Genomic DNA, 20,984 nt, shown 5'->3' with positions numbered 1-20,984 from the left:
AAATACTCCGGGGGAGGCGCAGCCGGGGGCCGCGCCCCCTCCGCACTTGCCAAATGCAGCCCGATCCGGTTTTCTACTCACCGGGCCGCGTCTACGCCGCATCGACGCGCCCGTTCCTGCACATCCGGTATCGCGGCGGACATAATTCATGGACATCACCTTTCGCCTCAACGGCGAGGTCGTCACCGCCGACACCACAGCCACGCGCACCCTGCTGGATTGGCTCCGCGAAAACCGCGGCCTGACCGGCACAAAGGAAGGCTGCAACGAAGGCGACTGCGGGGCCTGCACCGTCATGGTCACCGACGATCAAGGGGCCCGCGCGCTGAACGCCTGCATCCTGTTCATGCCGCAACTGGCGGGCAAATCGATCCGCACGGTCGAAGGGATCGCAGGTCCAGACGGCACAATGCATCCCGCGCAGCAGGCGATGATCGACCATCACGGTAGCCAGTGCGGGTTCTGCACGCCGGGATTCATCGTCAGCATGGCGACCGCACATCTGAACGGTCGCACCGATCACGACGACCAACTGTCCGGCAACCTGTGCCGCTGCACCGGCTATGCGCCAATCATTCGCGCAGCCGAGGCGACCGCAGCCGCAGAGGTCCCCGCATGGATGCACGACGCACCCGTTGACGTTGACGCGCCATTTGCACCGGACAGTGCCGATGCGCTGGCCGCCTGGTATCAGGCGCACCCTGACGGCACGCTGATTGCGGGGGCCACGGATGTGGGCCTGTGGGTCACCAAACAGTTCCGCGACCTGGGCGAGGTGGCGTTTCTGAACCGCTGCGCCGACTTGCAACAGATCACCCAGACCGATGATGCGATCCATCTTGGTGCGGGCGTCACGATGACCCGCGTGCTGGACGCCATCGCACCGCATTACCCGTCCTATGCCGCGATGATCCGGCGCTATGGCTCGGTCCAGGTGCGCAATGCCGCGACCATCGGCGGCAATATCGCCAATGGCTCTCCCATCGGGGACAATCCGCCTGCGCTGATCGCCCTGGGTACGACGTTGCACCTGCGCTGCGGGGACGCGACGCGCGACATGCCGCTGCAGGACTTCTTTCTCAGCTACGGCAAGCAGGACCGCGCGCCGGGCGAATTCGTCACCGGCGTCACGATCCCCAAGGGCCGCGCGAACCACCGCGTCTACAAGATCTCCAAACGCTTTGATCAGGATATTTCGGCGGTCTGCGGGGCGTTTGATCTGGAAATCGCGGATGGAGTCGTGACGACCGCGCGGATCGCGTTCGGCGGTATGGCGGGCACACCGATGCGCGCCGGGGCAGTAGAGGCTGTCTTGATCGGCCAGCCCTGGACCATCGCAACCGTGAATGCTGCCCTGCCCGCCTTTGCCGATGATTTCCAGCCGTTGTCGGACATGCGCGCCAGTGCGGCGTACCGTTTGCAAACGGCCCAGAACCTGCTGCGCCGCTACCACGCCGACCTCACGGGACAGGCCATCAACCTGCATGCGGTGACAGCATGAGTGTCGCGAAACCCCTGCCCCATGACGCCGCGGCCCTGCATGTGACGGGGACCGCCCGCTATGTGGATGATATCCCGACACCCGCGAACACGCTGTCGCTGGCCTTTGGCCTGTCGACTTGCGCGCGCGGCACGATCACGGCGATGGACCTTGACGCCGTGCGCGCGGCACCGGGCGTGGTCATGGTAATGACTGCGGACGATCTGCCACGCGACTGCGACGTCAGTCCGTCAAACCATGACGAGCCGCTTTTGTCTGACGGCACCGTGCATTATGCGGGCCAGCCGGTGTTTCTGGTGATCGCAGAAAGCCATGGTCAGGCCCGCCGTGCAGCGGCGCTGGCGCAGATCACCTACGACGCACAGGACCCGATCCTGACGGTGGAACAGGCCCTTGCCGCCGACAGCCGGTTCGAGGACGGACCCCGCGTCTGGACCAAGGGCGACCCCGACGCCGCCCTGTCCAGAGCACCCCACCGCCTGCAGGGCCGGATCACCATGGGCGGGCAGGAACATTTCTACCTCGAAGGGCAATCCGCCCTCGCCATCCCGCAAGAGGCGGGCGACATGCTGGTGCATTCCAGCACCCAGCATCCCACCGAAATCCAGCACAAGGTTGCAGAGGCACTGGGCGTGCCCATGCACGCGGTCCGCGTGGCCGTGCGCCGGATGGGCGGCGGTTTCGGCGGCAAGGAAAGCCAGGGCAATGCGCTGGCTGTGGCTTGCGCTGTGGCCGCCGCTGCCACGAGGCGTCCGTGCAAGATGCGTTATGACCGCGACGATGACATGGTCATCACCGGAAAACGGCATGATTTCACCGTCGACTACGACGTGGGATTTGACGCAGATGGTCGGCTGCAGGCTGTGGATTTCACGCATTATACGCGCTGTGGCTGGGCAATGGACCTGTCGCTGCCCGTGGCAGATCGCGCGATGCTGCATGCCGACAACGCCTATCTGCTGGACGCCTGCCGGATCACGTCACACCGGCTGAAAACCAACACCCAAAGTGCCACCGCCTTTCGCGGGTTCGGCGGGCCGCAGGGCGTCGTGGGGATCGAGCGGGTGATGGACCATGTCGCACAGACGCTTGGGCTGGACCCTGTCGCAGTGCGCCGGGTCAACTACTACCGCGCGATGGGCGATGTCGCGGGGGGGCTGTCTGCCCCCCGGCCTGCGGCCCCCCCCGAGAGTATTTCCGGCAAGATGATGCATGCGGACCTAGCATCGCGCGGATCGCAGACTGTGGCGGACGATCGGCACGCGGTCGTGGCTGACGATGTGAATACCACACCCTACGGCATGGCGGTCGAAGACTTTATTCTGCATGAGATGACCGACCGGCTGCTGGATACGGCGGACTATGCCGCCCGGCGTGCGGCGATTGCGGATTGGAACGCAGGATCGCCCGTGTTGAAACGCGGCATCGGATTTGCCCCGGTCAAGTTCGGGATTTCGTTCACGCTGACGCACCTCAATCAGGCTGGCGCGCTGGTGCATGTGTATCAGGACGGGTCGATCCATTTGAACCATGGCGGCACCGAGATGGGACAGGGGTTGTTCCAGAAGGTCGCACAGGTTGCGGCGTCTCGTTTTGGCGTGGATGTGGGTGCCGTCAAGATCACCGCGACCGATACCGACAAGGTGCCCAACACGAGCGCGACCGCAGCCTCGTCCGGGGCTGATCTGAACGGCATGGCGGTGGCGATTGCCTGTGACACGATCCGGGACCGGATTGCGGATTGTCTGGCCGCGCTGCATCAGGTCGCACCACAGACGGTGGTGTTCGAGGAGAATGCCGTGACGGTCGCAGGCGAGACCATGACCTTTGCGCAGGCTGCCCTGACCGCCTATCAGAACCGGGTCAGCCTGTCGGCGACCGGATTTTACAAGACACCGGACCTGGCCTGGGACCGGATCGCCGGACAGGGACGTCCGTTTTTCTATTTTGCCCAGGGCTGTGCCGTCACCGAAGTGGTGGTCGATACCCTGACCGGCGAAAACCGCATCTTGCGCACGGATGTGCTGCATGACGCCGGTGCCTCGCTGAACCCTGCCCTTGATATCGGGCAGGTCGAGGGCGGCTATGTGCAGGGTGCGGGCTGGCTGACCATGGAGGAACTGGTCTGGGACAAGGCGGGCACCCTCAAGACCCATGCGCCCAGCACCTACAAGATCCCGGCCTGTTCGGACCGTCCGCCGGTGTTCAACGTGGACCTTTGGGATCAGCCGAACCCGGCCGCGACAATCTACCGGTCCAAGGCCGTGGGCGAGCCGCCGTTCATGCTGGGCGTGTCGAACTTTGCCGCACTCGCGGATGCGGTGGCATCCTGCGGGCCGCATTGGCCGGACCTGCAAGCCCCCGCGACCGCCGAACAGGTTCTGGCCGCTATCGGGCGCGCCAAAGGTCGGCGATGACGGCGATCCGCATCACCGTGAGCCAGACCGCGGGATCTGTCCCCCGTGAAACAGGCACGGCCATGCTGGTCTGGCCGGACCGCACCGAAGGTACCATCGGTGGTGGTGCGCTGGAATGGGAGGCCATCGCCCGCGCCCGTGCGATGCTGCGTGAGGGCCGGGCGGAGAGCCGCCAGACCGTGCCGCTGGGGCCTGCGCTGGGGCAATGCTGCGGCGGGTCTGTGACGCTTGACTATGATCTGGCGGACCGGCTGGAGCCCCCACAAGGCGCACCCTTGTGGATCTGGGGTGCAGGTCATGTCGGTCGCGCCATCGCAGCCACGATGGCCCCGCTGCCAGAGTGGTCGGTGACACTGATCGACGACGCGGCCGACCGGATGCCGTCATTGCTGCCGCCGGATGTGACCCCGCTGGTGGCCGCCGACATGGTGCGGGCCGTGGCCCACGCACCCGATGACACCCATCATCTGATCGTGACCTATTCGCACAGGATCGATCTGGATTTGTGCCACGCCATCCTGTCGCGGCGCTTTGCGACGGTGGGGCTGATCGGATCGGCGACGAAATGGGCACGGTTTCGGGGGCGGTTGCAATCTCTGGGTCATGCGTCTGCACAAATTGCACGCATCGCCTGTCCAATCGGCGATCCGGGCCTGGGAAAACACCCGCAGGCCATTGCCATTGGTGTCGCATACGCGATGATGCGACAGACCGCTGCTAGACAGGACCGCCGCGCATGAGGGACACGCTGCTGAACATCACGGGCCTGACCAAGGCCTATGGCAGCGTGATCGCAAACAGGGAGGTATCGTTTTCCGTGGGCGTGGGTGAAATCCATGCCTTGCTGGGCGAGAATGGCGCAGGCAAGTCAACGCTCGTGAAGACCATATACGGGTTGGTCAAACCCGACAGCGGGACGATGGACATGCGGGGGGCACCCTTTGCGCCGACGGACCCGGCCGCCGCACGCAAGGCCGGTGTGGGCATGGTGTTCCAGCACTTTTCATTGTTCGACGCGTTGACGGTCGCGGAAAACATCGTCCTGGGCATGGACAATCCACCCAGCCCCCGCGCCATCGCAGCCGAGGTGCGGCGCGTGTCGGATCAGTACGGTCTGCCGCTGGACCCCGATCAGATCGTAGGCGATCTGTCCGCTGGCGAACGCCAGCGGGTCGAGATCATCCGCTGCCTTCTTCAGAACCCCAAGCTGCTGATCATGGATGAACCAACCTCGGTGCTGACGCCGCAGGAGGTGGAGATCCTGTTCAAGACCCTGCGCAAACTGGCGGCCGAGGGGACATCGATCCTGTATATCAGCCACAAGCTGTCGGAAATCGCGGCCCTGTGCGAGGCCGCGACGATCCTGCGGATGGGACAGGTCGTGGCGACCTGCGACCCCCGCACTACCGCGCCGCGCGAGATGGCAGAACTTATGGTGGGTCAGGTCCTGCAATCACCCGTGCGCGCCGCCCGACCGGAAGGAGCCATGGCGCTGGAACTGACAGGATTGTCAGCCCCCGCATCGCATCGGTTCGGCACGGCGCTGCGCGACATCCGCATCGCCGTACGCGCGGGCGAGGTGCTGGGCATCGGTGGCGTGGCCGGGAACGGCCAAGATGAACTGGTGGCCGTGCTGTCCGGCGAGACGATGAGCGACAACGACGCCGTATTGCTGGATGGCAAACCGGTGGGGCGTAGCCCGGTGAATGCACGCCGCGCACTGGGATTGCTCTGCGCGCCCGAGGAGCGGTTGGGCCATGCGGCGGCACCGGACATGAGCCTGACAGAAAACGCGGCCGTCACGGCGATCACCCGCAAATCACTGACACGGCGCGGATTTGTGGACTGGCCGCAGGCGCGGGCCTTTGCCAGCGCGGTCATCGCGCAATTCGATGTCCGAACGCCCGGACCGCAGCATACGGCGGCCTCCCTGTCGGGTGGCAACCTGCAGAAATTCGTGATCGGCCGCGAGATCATGCAGGCCCCCCGCGTTCTGGTCGTCAACCAGCCGACATGGGGCGTTGATGCGGCGGCTGCGGCAGCAATCCGGCAGGCGCTGCTGACGCTGGCGGATGAAGGGGCTGCCGTTGTCGTGATCTCTCAGGATCTGGACGAGCTGATGGAGATCTCGGACCGGTTCTGTGCCCTGACCGAAGGCCGGCTGAGCGCGCCACGCGCGGCCCGCGGGCTGACGGTCGACCAGATCGGGATGATGCTGGGCGGTGCCCACGACATGGAGGTCGCGCATGTGGCAGAGTGAGGGACGCCTGCGGCGGGCGAGTATTTTTGGCAAGATGATACAAAAGGCTGCGCTGTGATCGTTCTGGAAAAACGCGAGGCGCCGTCGCGGCTGTGGGCCTGGGGCAGTCCGGTCATGGCGGTTTTGCTGACCATGGTGCTGGGCGGCCTGCTGTTCGCGGCCCTTGGCCAGAATTCAATCACCGTGATCCGTACGATTTTTCTTGATCCGCTGTTTTCGGAATTTGCGTGGTTCTACCGCCCGCAAATCCTGATCAAGGGCGCGCCGCTTGTGTTGATCGCCATCGGGTTGAGCTTTGGCTTTCGTGCGGGGGTGTGGAACATTGGAGCCGAGGGGCAGTACATCGTCGGTGCCATTTGCGGGGCGGGCGTGGCGCTGGCACTTTATCCGATGGACGCACGCTGGCTGATCTTTCCGTCGATGGTGCTGGCGGGTGCGTTGGGCGGCTGGGCCTGGGCAATGATCCCCGGCCTGCTGCGCGTGCGGTTCGGCACCAATGAAATTCTGGTCAGCCTAATGCTGGTCTATGTGGCGGAACAACTGCTGGCCGCCATGGCGCTGGGTGCCATGCGCAACCCCGAAGGCATGGGGTTCCCCGGAAGCCGCAACCTGTCGCAATATCCATCTGCCGCGAACCTTGAACTGATATCGGGCAGCGGGATGCACTGGGGCGTGGTCGCGGCCCTGATCACTGTCATCTTTGCCTACGTGACGCTGTCGCGTCATGTCTTCGGATTTCACGTGCGGCTGGCCGGACAGGCCCCGCGCGCGGCGAAATTCGCGGGCGTGAATCCGGCACGCATGGTGCTGATCTGCATGGGACTGTCCGGTGCCCTGGCCGGGGCCGCTGGCCTGTTCGAGGTCGCAGGCCCGGCCGGCCAGATCAGCATCGATTTCAACGTAGGCTACGGGTTCACCGCGATCATCGTGGCATTCCTTGGTCGCCTGCACCCCATCGGCATCATGGCCGCAGGCGCGCTGATGGCATTGACCTACATCGGGGGCGGCATCGCGCAATCCAGCCTCGGGCTACCTGCCGCAGCGATCAACCTGTTGCAGGGGATGCTGCTGTTCAACCTGCTGGCCGTGGACGTGTTCACCACCTATCGCATCCGGATGCTGCGCAAGGAGGTGTCGTGATGTTCGGCACCAAGACCTGCGTGGTTCGCCTGACCCTGCACGGAGGCATCATCTGATGGACCTGTCGTCGATCAATCCGATCCTGTTCTTTGCGTCACTGATGGTGGCGGCCACACCGATCCTGCTGGCCGCAATCGGCGAACTGGTCGTCGAACGTGCGGGCGTTCTGAACCTGGGCGTCGAGGGCATGATGATCACCGGCGCAGTGACAGGATTTATCGTCGCCGTGGCAACCGGCAGCCCCTGGCTGGGGTTCGCAGGGGCGGCCCTGGGTGGCGCATTGCTGAGCCAGGTGTTCGGATTCCTGACGCAATATCTGCTATCCAATCAGGTGGCGACGGGGCTTGCGTTGACGCTGTTTGGGCTGGGCCTGTCAGCACTGATGGGACAGGGCTATATCGGGATCAAGGCACCGTCCTTTCCGGATATCCATGTCCCGATACTGGGCGATATCCCGGTTATCGGTCCCATCGTGTTCCAGCATGATCCGATGGTGTATATCGGGCTGCTGATCGCACTGGCCGTCTGGTTTTTCCTGTTCCGTAGCCGCGCCGGGCTGGTGCTGCGCGCCGTGGGGGAAAACCACGATGCCGCCCATGCGCTGGGTTACAACGTGCGTCGCACGCGGATGCTGGCGATTGCATTCGGCGGGGCCTGCGCGGGTCTGGGCGGTGCCTATCTGTCGCTGGTGCGCGTCCCGCAATGGACCGAGGGCATGACCGCGGGTGCTGGATGGATCGCACTGGCCATCGTCGTATTCGCCAGCTGGCGGCCGGGACGGCTGGTGCTGGGTGCCTATCTTTTCGGCGGCGTCACTGTCCTGCAGCTGAATTTGCAGGCGGCAGGAGTTGCGATCCCGGTCGAGTACCTGTCGATGTCGCCCTATCTTGCCACCATCGCCGTTCTGGTCATCATGTCCGCCGGACGGAGCCCAGGATCACTGGGACGGATATTCCACGCCGCCCGCTAGGGCCGCACCAACAGGAGAGAGTGAAATGAAACGCAGAACACTAATTGCCAGCACGGCTGCCGTCATCGCCATGGGCACGGGCGCATTTGCCGCCGCTCATGCAGAAAAAACCAAGGTCGGTTTCGTCTACGTGGGCCCCGTCGGCGACGGCGGCTGGACCTACGAGCACGATCAGGGGCGTCTGGCCGTCGAGGCAGAGTTCGGTGACGCGGTCGAGACCGTCTTCGTCGAGAGCGTCCCCGAAGGCCCCGATGCAGAACGTGTGATCACCCAGATGGCGCTGGACGGCGCTGACCTGATTTTCACCACCTCGTTCGGTTTCATGGACCCGACCGTGAACGTCGCGGCCAAATTTCCGGACGTGAAATTCGAACACGCGACCGGCTACAAGCAGGCGGACAACGTCAGCGTCTACAGCGCGCGTTTCTACGAAGGTCGCGCCATTCAGGGCCACATTGCAGGCCAGATCACCGAATCCAACATCATCGGCTACATCGCGTCCTTTCCGATCCCCGAGGTCATTCGCGGCATCAACAGCGCCTACCTGCACGCCAAGGAAGTGAACCCCGACGTCGAGTTCAAGATTGTCTGGGCCTACACATGGTTCGACCCCGCGAAAGAGGCCGAAGCCGCAACCGTCCTGATCGAACAGGGTGCCGACGTGGTGTTGCAGCACACCGACTCCACGGCACCGCAGGCGGCCGCTCAGGCGGCTGGCAACGTCTATACATTCGGTCAGGCATCGGACATGGCGGAATACGCCCCCATGCCGCGCGTGTCCTCGATCATCGACGATTGGGCCCCCTATTACATCGCGCGCACGCAGGCCGTGATGGATGGCACATGGGAATCGACTAGCACCTGGGACGGCATCGGTCCAGGCATGGTCGGCATCGGTGAAATCACCGACGCTGTTCCCGCCGAGGTTAAGGCGTCCGCCGAGGCCATGCGCGACGCGATTGCAGATGGCAGCTACCATCCCTTTACCGGGCCGATCAACCGGCAGGACGGGTCCGTCTGGCTGGCAGAGGGCGAGATTGCGGATGACGGCACGCTGGCGGGGATGAATTTCTACGTCGAAGGCATCGAAGGCGAAATTCCGCAATAAGCGGGACCAACCGAAAAAGACGAAGGGCGGCCTGCGGGTCGCCCTTTGCACTTTTGGGGCACGCAAAGTTTGCTGCCTTGCCGAACTTTCCAAATCTTGATGACTGGATCACAGCGTAAATTTTACGCGCGACAAAATCACTTTCCCAATGTTAAACTCTATGGAAAGCCAGAACCGACGAGGACTGCAGGTGTCGCCACGCGAAATTCGCAACATGGATCAATTTGCTGCCGTCAGCGGCATATCCCGCCCGACCGTATCCAAATATTTCCACAACCCCGACAGCGTGCGCCAGACCACCCGTGCCCGGATCGAAGCCGCGATCGAACAATACGATTACCGGCCGAACATCTTTGCCATGAACCAGAATCGCAAGCTGACCAAGAATGTCGGCATCGTGGTACCCCTGCTGGCTGATCCCTATTTCGCGGAAATCGCACGGAACCTGGAGCAGCGCTGCATTGTCGCCGGATATTCCCCGACATTGTTCAGTGCGCATGGCGACCCCGAACAAGAGGTTGCTGTCCTTAACAACTTGCGGGCGCTCAAACCTGCGGGTGTCTTGCTGGCACCGCTGGGCCGTGCCAGCGACACCGAAGTCCTGGCCAAGTTCTGCGATGATGTGCCGACGCTGATCTTTGACAGCAGCGTTGCCGAACTGGGCATTGCCTTTGTCGGGTCTGACAACCAGCAGTTCACCGCGCATATCACCGATTATCTGTGCCGCACCGGTGAACCACCCTGCTTTTTCGAGATGAAAAACCCCGCAAACCCGAATGCGCATCGGCGCAGGCACGCCTATCTGGCCGCAATGGAAACGTTCGGCCACAGCCCGCACGTCATATCCGTCGCGGGCGAAGGTTGGGGTTTCGAAGAAATCGGGCGGGTCGGTGGTCACGACGCCTTTGCCAGGAACCTGTTTCCGACCAACACGATCCTGTGCAGCAACGATCGCCTGGCCATCGGTCTGCTGACCGCGTGCTACGAGCGGGGAATCACCGTTGGTCGTGGCGACGGCAGCACGGTGCGAATCGCCGGTCAGGACGGACACCCCCATTCGCGCTACACCTGCCCGCCACTGACGACGATTTCCCACGACTATGACGCCGTATCCAAACACGCTGCCGACACACTGTTCGCCGCGATCGATGGCAGCGTAGAGCGTTGGCAAAGCACGCGAATCGAGGGCCGTCTGATCCTGCGCGACTCGGCCTGATACCGCTAATTTACGCGCGTAAATTTTTTATTGACGCCGCGTAGCCCTCATCCCTATGCTCACCCACAGAACATCGATCTAGGGAGGATACCTGATGTCATTGAAGAGCACTCTGAGTGCTGCGACGGCGCTCGCGCTGGTCACAGCCGGCGGCGCCTACGCCGAAGCACACTCGCCCACCATCACGATCGCGACCGTCAACAACGGCGACATGATCCGGATGCAGGGCTATACCGATCAGTTCACCGAACAGACCGGCATCAACGTCGAATGGGTCACGCTGGAGGAGAACGTCCTGCGTCAGCGCGTCACCACCGACATCACCACCAGCGGCGGTCAGTTCGACATCATGACCATCGGCATGTACGAGACCCCGATCTGGGGCAGCAACGGCTGGCTGGTCCCGCTGGACAACCTGTCCGACGATTATGACGCTGGCGACATCCTGCCCGCGATGGCCGGTGGCCTGAGCCATGACGGCACGCTCTATGCGGCACCGTTCTACGGCGAATCGTCGATGATCATGTATCGCACCGACCTGATGGAAGCCGCCGGTCTGGAAATGCCAGAGGCCCCCACCTGGGAATTCATCCGTGATGCAGCCGCTGCAATGACGGACCGCGACAACGACATCAACGGCATCTGTCTGCGCGGCAAGGCCGGCTGGGGCGAGGGTGGCGCGTTCATCACCGCCATGTCCAACTCTTTTGGCGCGCGCTGGTTCGACGAAGAGTGGAACGCCCAGTTCGACACCGAAGCATGGGCAAACACCGTCAACTTCTTCAAGGACATGATGGATGCATCCGGCCCCGCCGGTTATGCCACCAACGGGTTCAACGAAAACCTGAGCCTGTTCCAGCAGGGCAACTGCGGCATGTGGATCGATGCCACCGTGGCGGCGTCCTTTGTCACCAACCCCAACGACAGCACCGTGGCTGACAGCGTTGGTTTTGCATTGGCACCCGATACCGGTCTGGGCAAGCGGTCCAACTGGCTCTGGGCCTGGGCACTGGCGATCCCCGCCGGCACGCAGCAGCAGGCAGAAGCCCTGCAATTCATCGAGTGGGCCACGTCCAAAGACTATATCGAGCTGGTTGCGGCCAACGAAGGCTGGGCCAACGTCCCGCCGGGTGCACGGACCTCGCTGTACGAAAACCCCAACTACCAGGACGTGCCGTTCGCACAGATGACGTTGGATTCGATCCTGTCGGCCGATCCGCAGAACCCAACGGTTGATCCGGTTCCCTATGTCGGCGTGCAGTTCGCGGCGATCCCGGAATTTGCGGGCATCGCATCCGAGGTAAGCCAGGAATTCTCGGCCGCCTATGCAGGTCAGCAGACCGTCGAAGAGGCCCTCGCCAAGGCGCAGGACATCACCACCGAAGCCATGGAAGCCGCAGGCTACTAAGGCACCCCTCCCCGTCAGGGGGCAGCATCCGCCGCCCCCTGACCACCCTTTCCCATTTATTTTTCTGGCCTCACCGGTGATGGTTTATGACCACCGCCAAAGGAGACGTGTTCATGGCGACCAAGGCTTCCCGCTCTGCCGCGCGGATGATGATGGCACCCGCAGTGATCCTGCTACTGGGCTGGATGCTGATTCCTCTCGTCCTGACCCTGTTCTTTTCGTTCAAGAAATTCCTGCCGCTGCGCGGCGACCGCTGGGAAAACGGCCTCGAATGGGTCGGTTTCGAAAACTACGTGCGGTTCGTGTCATCCAGCGCGTTCTGGCCATCGGTCATCACCACGCTGATCATCGTGGGCGGCGTTCTGGTCATCACCGTCTGCCTCGGCATCCTGCTTGCGATGCTGCTGGACCAGCCGATGTGGGGCCAGGGCATTGTCCGCATCCTTGTCATCGCGCCCTTTTTCGTCATGCCGACCGTGTCCGCACTGGTCTGGAAAAACATGTTCATGGACGCCAACAACGGATTGTTTTCGCACCTGTGGCGACTGTTTGGCGCTGAACCCGTGTCATGGCTCAGCGAGGCATCCCTGCCCTCGATCATCCTGATCGTCAGCTGGCAGTGGTTGCCCTTTGCCACCCTCATTCTGCTGACCGCCATTCAATCGCTGGACAGTGAACAGCTGGAGGCAGCCGAAATGGACGGCGCATCACCGCTGGCTCGCTTTGGCCATATCGTTCTGCCGCACCTCAGCCGTGCCGTGACCATCGTGATCCTGATCCAGACGATTTTCCTGCTGTCCGTCTTTGCGGAAATCTTTGTCACAACCGGCGGTGCCTTTGGGTCCCGGACACTGACCTACCTCATCTTTCAGCGCGTGCTGGAAAGCCAGAACGTGGGCCTGGGGTCCGCAGGCGGTGTCTATGCCATCATCCTTGCCAATATCGTTGCGATCTTTCTGATGCGCATCGTCGGCAAGAACCTCGATACATAAGGGAGGATCAGAACATGGCACGCTCGACCACAACCCGCCGCAAGATCATCACCACAGCCGCGGCCTGGGCCATCGGTTTCACGATCTTCTTTCCGATCCTCTGGACCATCCTGACCAGCTTCAAGACAGAGGCGCAGGCGATCAGCGATCCACCGGTGTTCCTGTTCTTTGACTGGACGCTGGAAAACTATGCGGTCGTGCAGGAACGGTCCAACTACATGCGTTTCCTGTGGAATTCGGTCATCATCGCAGGCGGGTCCACTGTTCTGGGTGTGCTGATCGCGGTGCCGGCCGCCTGGTCGATGGCATTCGTGCCCAGTCGCCGGACCAAGGACATCCTGCTCTGGATGCTCTCGACCAAGATGTTGCCGGCCGTGGGGGTTCTGTATCCGATCTATCTGATCTGCATCGAACTGGGATTGCTGGACAGCCGCATCGCGCTGGTGGTCATCCTGATGTTGATCAACCTGCCGATCATCGTCTGGATGCTTTACACCTACTTCAAGGAGATCCCGGGCGAGATCCTGGAGGCGGCCCGCATGGACGGCGCCAGCCTCAAGGAAGAAATCCTGTATGTGCTGACACCAATGGCGATCCCCGGCATTGCATCGACCCTGTTGCTGAACTTCATCCTTGCTTGGAACGAGGCGTTTTGGACCCTCAACCTGACGGCGGCCAAGGCGGCACCGCTGACGGCCTTTATCGCCAGCTATTCCAGCCCCGAGGGTCTGTTCTACGCGAAACTCAGCGCGGCCTCGACAATGGCCATCGCGCCGATCCTCATCCTTGGCTGGTTCAGCCAGAAACAACTTGTACGCGGCCTGACATTCGGCGCAGTGAAATAAGGACCCGGACTCATGGGAAAAATCGAACTCAAGCAAGTGACGAAACGCTTTGGCGACGCCGAGGTCATTCCGCCACTCGACCTGACGATCCACGACGGGGAATTCACGGTCTTCGTCGGACCGTCAGGTTGCGGCAAATCCACCCTGCTGCGCCTGATTGCCGGGTTGGAGGACATCACCTCTGGTCACATCGAAATCGACGGCAAGGATGCGACGACACTGGTTCCGGCCAAGCGCGGCCTTGCGATGGTGTTCCAGTCCTACGCCCTTTACCCGCATATGTCGGTGCGCAAGAACATCGCGTTTCCGCTGAAAATGGCCAAGATGGACCTGGCGGAAATCGATCGCCGCGTCGAAGGGGCGGCATCCGTGCTGAACCTGACCGCCTATCTGGACCGCCGTCCGGGGCAGTTGTCAGGTGGCCAGCGCCAACGTGTCGCCATTGGTCGCGCCATCGTCCGCGAACCCTCGGCATTCCTGTTCGACGAACCACTGTCCAACCTTGACGCCGCCCTACGTGTGGGCATGCGGATGGAAATTTCCGAACTGCACAAGAAGCTCGACACCACGATGATCTATGTGACCCACGATCAGGTCGAGGCGATGACCATGGCGGACAAGATCGTCGTGCTTCAGGCCGGTGTGATCGAACAGGTCGGATCGCCGCTGGAACTGTATCGCGCGCCGCGCAACACCTTTGTCGCAGGGTTCATCGGGTCGCCGAAAATGAACCTGCTGACAGGACCAGAAGCGGACAAGCACAACGCCCATACCATCGGTATCCGTCCCGAACACATCGACGTCGTGCAATCGGACGGCGTCTGGCAGGGCACCGTCGGCGTGGCAGAACACCTTGGGTCGGATACGTTTTTCCACATCCACAACACGGGGCTGGCCGAAACCCTGACCGTGCGCGCCATCGGCGACATCAGCCTGCGGCACGGCGACACCATCCACCTGTCGCCTCGCATGGACGAATTCCATCGCTTTGACAAAGCGGGGCTGCGGATCGCATGAAACGACTAGAGGGAAAAACAGCATTAATCACCGGTGCCGCGCGCGGCATCGGGCTGGCCTTTGCACGGGCCTACGTCGCCGAAGGCGCGCGTGTCGCCATTGCCGACATCGACCTTGCCCGTGCGCAGGCCGCGGCGGACCAGATCGGTGATGCCGCCATAGCCGTCAAACTGGACGTATCCGATCAGGCCAGCATCGACGCCGGTGTGGCGGAAACCGTCGATCGCTTGGGCCAGATCGACATTCTGATCAACAACGCCGCCATTTTTACCGCAGCACCGATCGCCGAAATCACCCGTGCCGATTATGACCGCGCCTTTGCGATCAACGTCAGCGGCTGTTTGTTCACCATGCAGGCTGTCGCCCAGCACATGATCGACCGTGGCATTCGCGGCAATATCATCAACATGGCATCCCAGGCCGGGCGGCGCGGCGAATCCCTAGTCGCCGTCTATTGCGCGACCAAGGCCGCCGTCATCAGCCTGACGCAATCGGCAGGCCTGAACCTGATCCAGCACGGCATCAATGTGAACGCCATCGCGCCCGGTGTCGTCGATGGCGAACACTGGGACGGCGTCGATGCGTTCTTTGCCAAACACGAAAACAAGGCCCCCGGACAAAAGAAAAAAGAGGTCGGCAATGCCGTTCCCTTTGGCCGCATGGGCACCGCCGACGACCTGACCGGCATGGCGATCTTTCTCGCCAGTGCCGAGGCGGAATACATCGTCGCCCAGACGTATAACGTCGACGGCGGCAACTGGATGAGCTGATGAAAGACGCACAAGGACACCGCGCCATGAAACTGAGCAATGCGACGCTGGCCGACCTGCCGCAAGCAATCGTAAGGCCGACCTACGACCGGTCCGCGCTGACGCCGGGCATCGTGCATATCGGTCTGGGCAATTTCCACCGTGCGCATCAGGCTTGGTATCTGCACCGTCTGATGCAACAGGGTCAGGCCCATGACTGGGCGATCATTGGCGCAGGTGTGCGTCCGGGTGATGCGGCGATGCGCGACCGCCTGCTGGCGCAGGACTGCCTGAATACGCTGATCGAGCTGGACCCCGCCGGTATTTCGGCCGAGGTGACTGGCGCGATGATCGATTTTTTGCCGATCGAGGAGGACAACGCGCAACTGATTGCCACCATGTCCGATCCCGCGATCCGGATCGTGTCCCTGACCGTGACCGAGGGCGGATATTACCGCCGCGCGGACGGCGGACTGGACACCGGACATGCCGACCTGAAACACGATGCTGCCCATCCTGCAACGCCCCGCACCGCCTTTGGCGCGATGGTGGCAGCACTACGGGCGCGCCGCACGGCGGGGCACCCACCCTTTACCGCGATGTGCTGCGACAACCTGCAAGGCAATGGCGCAATCCTGCGGCAGACCGTGGTCGGTCTTGCCCGGTTGTCGGACCCGGATCTAGCCGATTGGATCGACACGCAGGGCGCGTTTCCGGATGCGATGGTCGACTGCATCGTTCCCGCAACGGGCGACGCCGAACGCAGCATCGTGCAGGATCTCGGCATCGACGACGCGGCCCCCGTTACCCACGAAAATTTCCGCCAATGGGTGATCGAGGATCATTTTTGTGCGGGCCGCCCGGACTGGGCCGCCGCCGGTGCCACGATGACCGACAACGTGCATCCGTACGAAAGCATGAAAATCCGGATTCTGAACGCGGGCCATCAGGTGCTGGCGAACGTGGGCGAAATCATCGGTCACCAGACCATCGCGGACTGCATGGACGATCCGCGGATCGCCGCCTTCTTTCGCAAGGTGCAGACCACGGGGATCATCCCCTATGTCGATGCGGTCGACGGCATGCCCGCTGCGAAATACCTCGCGCTTATTGAAACGCGGTTCGCGAACCCCAAGATTCGCGACACGACGCGGCGTGTCGCATTCGACGGCTCGTCGCGTCACCCCGGTTTCGTCCTGCCGACCCTGCGCGACGCGCTGGCAGCAGGTGGAGACATCCAGGGTCTGGCCCTGACCGAGGCATTGTGGGCACGTATGTGTGCCGGCACCCGTGAGGACGGCAGCCAGATCGCGCCCAATGATCCGCTATGGGACAGCTTGGTCGATGCAGCGCAGGCCACCCGCCACGATCCCCAGGTCTGGCTGGCACAAGACGGTTTTTATGGCGAACTGGGCGACAATCCACTGTTCGCGAATGCCTTTGGAAACTGGCTCAATCAGCTTTGGGCCGACGGGGCGGCTGCGACGATCGACGCCTATCTGTCCCGCTAGACGATACCCTGCAGGGCCAGCCACTGGTCCGCGAATGCACCAAGGTCAGGGGCCACATAGGTCGGTTGCGCGATGCCGTCCGACGGCAGCATCGCGTTGCCCGTCCGCGTGATGAATGCACCGCTGGCCCCGGCCCCCTGCGCGCCCATGGTGTCCCACAGATGTGCGGCAACCAGACACAAGGAGGCGATGTGCACATCCAGGGATTCGGACACAAGCCGGTAACAATCGGGATGCGGTTTGAATTTTCCGACGCTGTGCACGCTGTAATGCGCCTCGAAAAAATGGGCGATGCCGGCCTTTTCCATGGGGGTCGGACTGTCGGTGGGGGGCGAATTCGTCAGCGTCACCATGCGCACGCCTGCCTCTTGCAACCGGGTCAGCGCCGGAATCACGTCGTCGCAGGCCGGCATGTTGGTCAGCAGATGCACCAGTTCCGCGGCATCGGCATCGCCGACAGACACGCCCTGCGTTTCGCCCATCATGCGCAAGGTGCCTTGGGCCAATGTGCCAAAGGGCGCATATTCACCCGACAGGGTCATTGCCTCTGAATACAGGATGAGATGGGCGAACCATTGCCGCATCATCGCCGGATCACCGAACAGCCCCGCGAACAGCGGCTCCAGCGTCGTCAGATCCAGCAAGGTCTCATTCACGTCGAAAACAAGAATATGGTCAGCCATGTGATCCTCCAGTCGGGAAAACGATGGCATGGCATCGGACAAATAAAAAGGCCCGCCCCGAAGGGCGAGCCTTGTGTTCACAATCCGGACAGGCCGGTTGCGGCTTAGTACAGGCCGTTCGACTGGATGACGGCCTCGTCGTCGGCATAGAGTGCGCGGATCAGCTGGGTCTTGGTCTCGTCGTAGATGCCCGAGTTCATGATGCGGACGGCATCGTCACGCTCTTCGCCGGTCAGGACCTCGCCGGGGCGCAGCGCAATGCCCAGCGTAGCCAGGTTCGCGTCAAAGTTTGCGCGGTTCTCGTTGGACACAACGAAACGCTCGACCGGCAGCAACTGCGTGGATGCGGCGGATGCGGCGGTTGCGGCGGTTGCGGACAGTGCAACGGTTGCAACGATGAGGGCGGATTTGATTACGTTTTTCATGGTCTTCTCCAAAGTTCTATTCAGTGGCGACATCAGCGTCGTCCTTGTGGAATAGAGATAGGGTACCGTGCAAAAATTTGATACCCATCAGTACTGCCTATTTTTTTGTGCATTTATGCACGGAACTACTTTTACACCGTCGCACCTGCTGATCCCTGCTTGCGCGCGCCCGGACAGCAAAAAGGCCTGTCCATCATGGACAGGCCTTTCGCAGACAAACCACCGTGGAGGAACGGGGTTTGTAGCTGGCCTAGTACAGACCGTTCGACTGGATCACGGCCTCGTCGTCGGCATAGAGCGCGCGGATCAGCTGGATCTTGGTCTCGTCGTAGATGCCCGAATTCATGATGCGAACGGCGTCGTCACGCTCTTCGCCAGTCAGCACCTGGCCGGGGCGCAGTTCGATACCCAGCGTGGACAGGTTGGCGTCAAAGTTCGCGCGGTTCTCGTTGGACACGACGAAACGCTCGACCGGCAGCAGCGGTGTGGATGCAGCGGATGCAGCAGTTGCGGACAGTGCAACGGTTGCGACGATCAGGGCGGATTTGATTACGTTTTTCATGGTCTTCTCCTAATTTGAATTGGTCGGCGGCGGGTAGGCCGTCGTTGTGAATGGCAATTAGGGTGCCTATCGAAAATACGATACCCATCAGTACTAGACAGCCTTGTGTGCAAAAATGAACGGAACAAAGCCCCTGTTTTTTGTGACACAGGCATGTCACACAAAACCCATGACAGCCTTACAAACACGTGATGGAACGCTACTTTCCGCACTGACGTTCGGAACAATGCAATTTGGTGGCCGGGCCGATCCGCCCGCCAGCCGCGGCATGTATGATGCCGCGCGCGACGCAGGTGTGAACCACTTTGACACCGCCGTCCGCTACACCGACGGGGCCTCGGAAACGCTGCTGGGACCTATGGCCAGCGCTGAACGAGACGCAATTTTCCTAGCAACCAAAGTAGGTTACACAGGCGGATGTGGCCGGTCCAACATCCTGCGTCAGATGGACATTAGCCGCAGCCAACTGAAACTCGACAGTGTCGACCTGTTGTATCTGCATCGCTGGGACCCCGACACCGATCTGGCCGAAACCTTTGCCACCTTGGCCGAGCTGCAACAAAACGGCGTGATCCGTCACATCGGCGTTTCCAATTACGCCGCCTGGCAAGTGATGAAGGCACAGGCCGTTTGTGCACAGCTGGGCACCCGGATTGATGTGCTTCAACCCATGTACAACATTGTGAAGCGTCAGGCAGAGGTCGAAATCCTGCCCATGGCAGCCGATCAGGGGATGTTGGCCTGCACCTATTCCCCCCTTGGCGGTGGTTTGCTGACGGGAAAATACGCCCGCGGGGAAACCGGACGGCTGAGCACCGACCAGATGTATGCCGCACGCTACGGACAAGACTGGATGCATGCCGCCGCCGCGGGTCTGGCGGACATCGCACGCGACATCGGCACCGACCCCGCCACACTGGCTGTGGCATGGGTCGCACGCCGGACCGGCATTTCACCCATCATTTCGGCGAAATCGACAGAACAACTGGCTCCCTCGCTGGCGGCACAGCATTTTGTCATGGATGACGTGCTGTATGACCGCATTACCGCATTATCACCGACACCGCCGCCCGCAACTGACCGACTGGAGGAAGTGCCATGACCGATGTGATCGTGATTGGCGGAGGAGTCGCTGGCCTGTCCGCTGCCGCTGCCCTGTCTGAAACGGTCAAAGTGACGTTGCTGGAACGGGAAAAGCAGACGGGCTATCACAGCTCTGGCCGTTCTGCCGCGCTGTTCGAGGAGAACTACGGCAAACCCACGACCCGCGCGCTGAACCGCGCCAGCCGTGAGGCCCATGCAGCGCTTGGCGTGTTATCCCCGCGCGGTCTGATGATCGTGGCACAGGACCACGAGGCCGATCAATTTTCCGCCGATATCCTCGACATGAACCTGTCGGAAATCTCGATGGACGACGCCCGTGCCCTTGTGCCGATCCTGTCGTCAGCCATCACCCGCGCCGCACATTTTGACGGGGCGCAGGACATCGACACCGATCTGCTGATGCAGACATGGATCAAGCAAATTCGCGCCAACGGCGGCACGGTCCAAACCGGCGCAGAGGTGTCACAGATCACAAAGACCTCCGCTGGCTGGCGCATGGAGATCGGCGGTGACGTGCTGACAGCCCCCGTCATCGTGAACGCAGCCGGTGCCTGGGCCGACCAGATCGCGCAGATTGCCGGGATTGCACCGCTGGGCCTGACGCCGCTACGCCGGTCCATGGCGCGGCTGGCCGCACCCGGCGGCCACGACCTGCGCCATTGGCCGATGATCTTTGGCCCCGGCGAAAGCTGGTACGCCAAACCCGACGCAGGCGCGTTGCTAGTGTCCCCGGCAGAAGAGGACCCGGTCGCGCCGATGGACGCCTGGCCCGATGACATGGTTCTGGCAGAAGGCCTCGCACGATATCAGGACGCCGTCACGGTCGAGGTCACACGCCCGATCGCGACATGGGCCGGACTGCGGACCTTTGCCCCCGACCGGTCACTGGTGCTGGGGCGCGATACGGCGGACCCATCATTCATCTGGTGCGCGGGTCAGGGCGGTTATGGCGTGCAATCGTCACCTGCCGCGGGACAGCACATCGCGGATGTCGTAGCCGAACGCACGCCCGCCATCGGGGCAGAGGTCGCAGCACAGTTGTCGCCCGCGCGGTTCAGCCGATAAGTGCAAATGGC

The 20,984-nt window shown here is 62.3% G+C and carries 19 protein-coding genes; 16 read left to right on the top strand and 3 right to left on the bottom strand.

Annotated features, from left to right (window positions below; translation table 11 throughout):
* Positions 1-148 precede the first annotated feature (148 nt).
* From BMX27_RS03750 to BMX27_RS03685, 14 genes are all read left to right on the top strand, one after another.
* Positions 149-1,501, top strand: coding sequence for a xanthine dehydrogenase small subunit (locus BMX27_RS03750; protein WP_090158513.1), 1,353 nt, complete (start codon positions 149-151; stop codon positions 1,499-1,501).
* Positions 1,498-3,918, top strand: coding sequence for a xanthine dehydrogenase molybdopterin binding subunit (xdhB, locus tag BMX27_RS03745; RefSeq protein WP_090158512.1), 2,421 nt, complete (start codon positions 1,498-1,500; stop codon positions 3,916-3,918). The genes BMX27_RS03750 and xdhB overlap by 4 nt, the downstream gene beginning before the upstream one ends.
* Entirely contained in the window at positions 3,915-4,658 is a 744-nt protein-coding gene (gene xdhC / locus BMX27_RS03740) for a xanthine dehydrogenase accessory protein XdhC (RefSeq protein ID WP_090158511.1), read from the top strand. Before xdhB ends, xdhC begins: the two co-directional genes overlap by 4 nt.
* On the top strand, positions 4,655-6,178 hold the full coding sequence (locus BMX27_RS03735) for an ABC transporter ATP-binding protein (RefSeq protein WP_090158510.1): 1,524 nt from the start codon (positions 4,655-4,657) through the stop codon (positions 6,176-6,178). Before xdhC ends, BMX27_RS03735 begins: the two co-directional genes overlap by 4 nt.
* Before the next feature lie 54 nt (positions 6,179-6,232).
* On the top strand, positions 6,233-7,318 hold the full coding sequence (locus tag BMX27_RS03730) for an ABC transporter permease (protein WP_090158509.1): 1,086 nt from the start codon (positions 6,233-6,235) through the stop codon (positions 7,316-7,318).
* A 55-nt stretch (positions 7,319-7,373) separates the two neighbouring features.
* Entirely contained in the window at positions 7,374-8,288 is a 915-nt protein-coding gene (locus BMX27_RS03725; RefSeq protein WP_090158508.1) for an ABC transporter permease, read from the top strand.
* A 25-nt stretch (positions 8,289-8,313) separates the two neighbouring features.
* The gene (locus BMX27_RS03720; protein ID WP_090158507.1) at positions 8,314-9,396 is read left to right on the top strand and encodes a BMP family ABC transporter substrate-binding protein; all 1,083 of its coding nucleotides are present in this window, start codon (positions 8,314-8,316) and stop codon (positions 9,394-9,396) included.
* Between the two features lie 190 nt (positions 9,397-9,586).
* Positions 9,587-10,612 (top strand): LacI family DNA-binding transcriptional regulator, encoded by a 1,026-nt coding sequence (locus tag BMX27_RS03715; protein WP_177172637.1) that lies wholly within the window; start codon positions 9,587-9,589, stop codon positions 10,610-10,612.
* A 94-nt stretch (positions 10,613-10,706) separates the two neighbouring features.
* Positions 10,707-12,020: an ABC transporter substrate-binding protein gene (locus BMX27_RS03710; RefSeq protein ID WP_090158505.1), complete on the top strand. Its 1,314-nt coding sequence runs from the start codon at positions 10,707-10,709 to the stop codon at positions 12,018-12,020.
* 113 nt (positions 12,021-12,133) lie between these two features.
* Positions 12,134-13,012, top strand: coding sequence for a carbohydrate ABC transporter permease (locus BMX27_RS03705; RefSeq protein WP_056033239.1), 879 nt, complete (start codon positions 12,134-12,136; stop codon positions 13,010-13,012).
* 14 nt (positions 13,013-13,026) lie between these two features.
* Positions 13,027-13,857, top strand: coding sequence for a carbohydrate ABC transporter permease (locus tag BMX27_RS03700; RefSeq protein ID WP_090158504.1), 831 nt, complete (start codon positions 13,027-13,029; stop codon positions 13,855-13,857).
* A 12-nt stretch (positions 13,858-13,869) separates the two neighbouring features.
* Positions 13,870-14,874: an ABC transporter ATP-binding protein gene (locus BMX27_RS03695; protein WP_090158503.1), complete on the top strand. Its 1,005-nt coding sequence runs from the start codon at positions 13,870-13,872 to the stop codon at positions 14,872-14,874.
* Positions 14,871-15,644 carry an L-iditol 2-dehydrogenase gene (locus BMX27_RS03690; protein ID WP_090158502.1) on the top strand — a complete coding sequence of 258 codons (774 nt, stop codon included), beginning with the start codon at positions 14,871-14,873 and terminating at the stop codon, positions 15,642-15,644. The genes BMX27_RS03695 and BMX27_RS03690 overlap by 4 nt, the downstream gene beginning before the upstream one ends.
* The gene (locus tag BMX27_RS03685) at positions 15,644-17,134 is read left to right on the top strand and encodes a mannitol dehydrogenase family protein (protein WP_256212383.1); all 1,491 of its coding nucleotides are present in this window, start codon (positions 15,644-15,646) and stop codon (positions 17,132-17,134) included. Before BMX27_RS03690 ends, BMX27_RS03685 begins: the two co-directional genes overlap by 1 nt.
* Here BMX27_RS03685 and BMX27_RS03680 read toward each other — a convergent pair.
* The 3 genes from BMX27_RS03680 to BMX27_RS03670 all read right to left on the bottom strand — a co-directional run bounded on the left by BMX27_RS03680 (position 17,131) and on the right by BMX27_RS03670 (position 18,804).
* Positions 17,131-17,817 carry a haloacid dehalogenase type II gene (locus BMX27_RS03680; RefSeq protein WP_090158501.1) on the bottom strand — a complete coding sequence of 229 codons (687 nt, stop codon included), beginning with the start codon at positions 17,815-17,817 and terminating at the stop codon, positions 17,131-17,133. The genes BMX27_RS03685 and BMX27_RS03680 overlap by 4 nt on opposite strands.
* Before the next feature lie 104 nt (positions 17,818-17,921).
* Positions 17,922-18,242, bottom strand: a complete 321-nt coding sequence (locus tag BMX27_RS03675) for a hypothetical protein (protein WP_143056775.1) — start codon at positions 18,240-18,242, stop codon at positions 17,922-17,924.
* A gap of 250 nt (positions 18,243-18,492) precedes the next feature.
* Positions 18,493-18,804 (bottom strand): hypothetical protein, encoded by a 312-nt coding sequence (locus BMX27_RS03670; protein ID WP_090158499.1) that lies wholly within the window; start codon positions 18,802-18,804, stop codon positions 18,493-18,495.
* Between the two features lie 169 nt (positions 18,805-18,973).
* On the opposite strand from BMX27_RS03670, the gene BMX27_RS03665 reads away from it, so the two are divergent.
* Positions 18,974-19,906, top strand: coding sequence for an aldo/keto reductase (locus BMX27_RS03665; RefSeq protein WP_090158742.1), 933 nt, complete (start codon positions 18,974-18,976; stop codon positions 19,904-19,906).
* Positions 19,903-20,973 carry an NAD(P)/FAD-dependent oxidoreductase gene (locus BMX27_RS03660; RefSeq protein WP_090158498.1) on the top strand — a complete coding sequence of 357 codons (1,071 nt, stop codon included), beginning with the start codon at positions 19,903-19,905 and terminating at the stop codon, positions 20,971-20,973. Before BMX27_RS03665 ends, BMX27_RS03660 begins: the two co-directional genes overlap by 4 nt.
* Positions 20,974-20,984: the final 11 nt, after the last annotated feature.

Source organism: Loktanella sp. DSM 29012 (assembly GCF_900110705.1).
GTDB lineage: Bacteria > Pseudomonadota > Alphaproteobacteria > Rhodobacterales > Rhodobacteraceae > Loktanella > Loktanella gaetbuli.
This window is presented reverse-complemented; position numbering and strand designations above follow the sequence as displayed.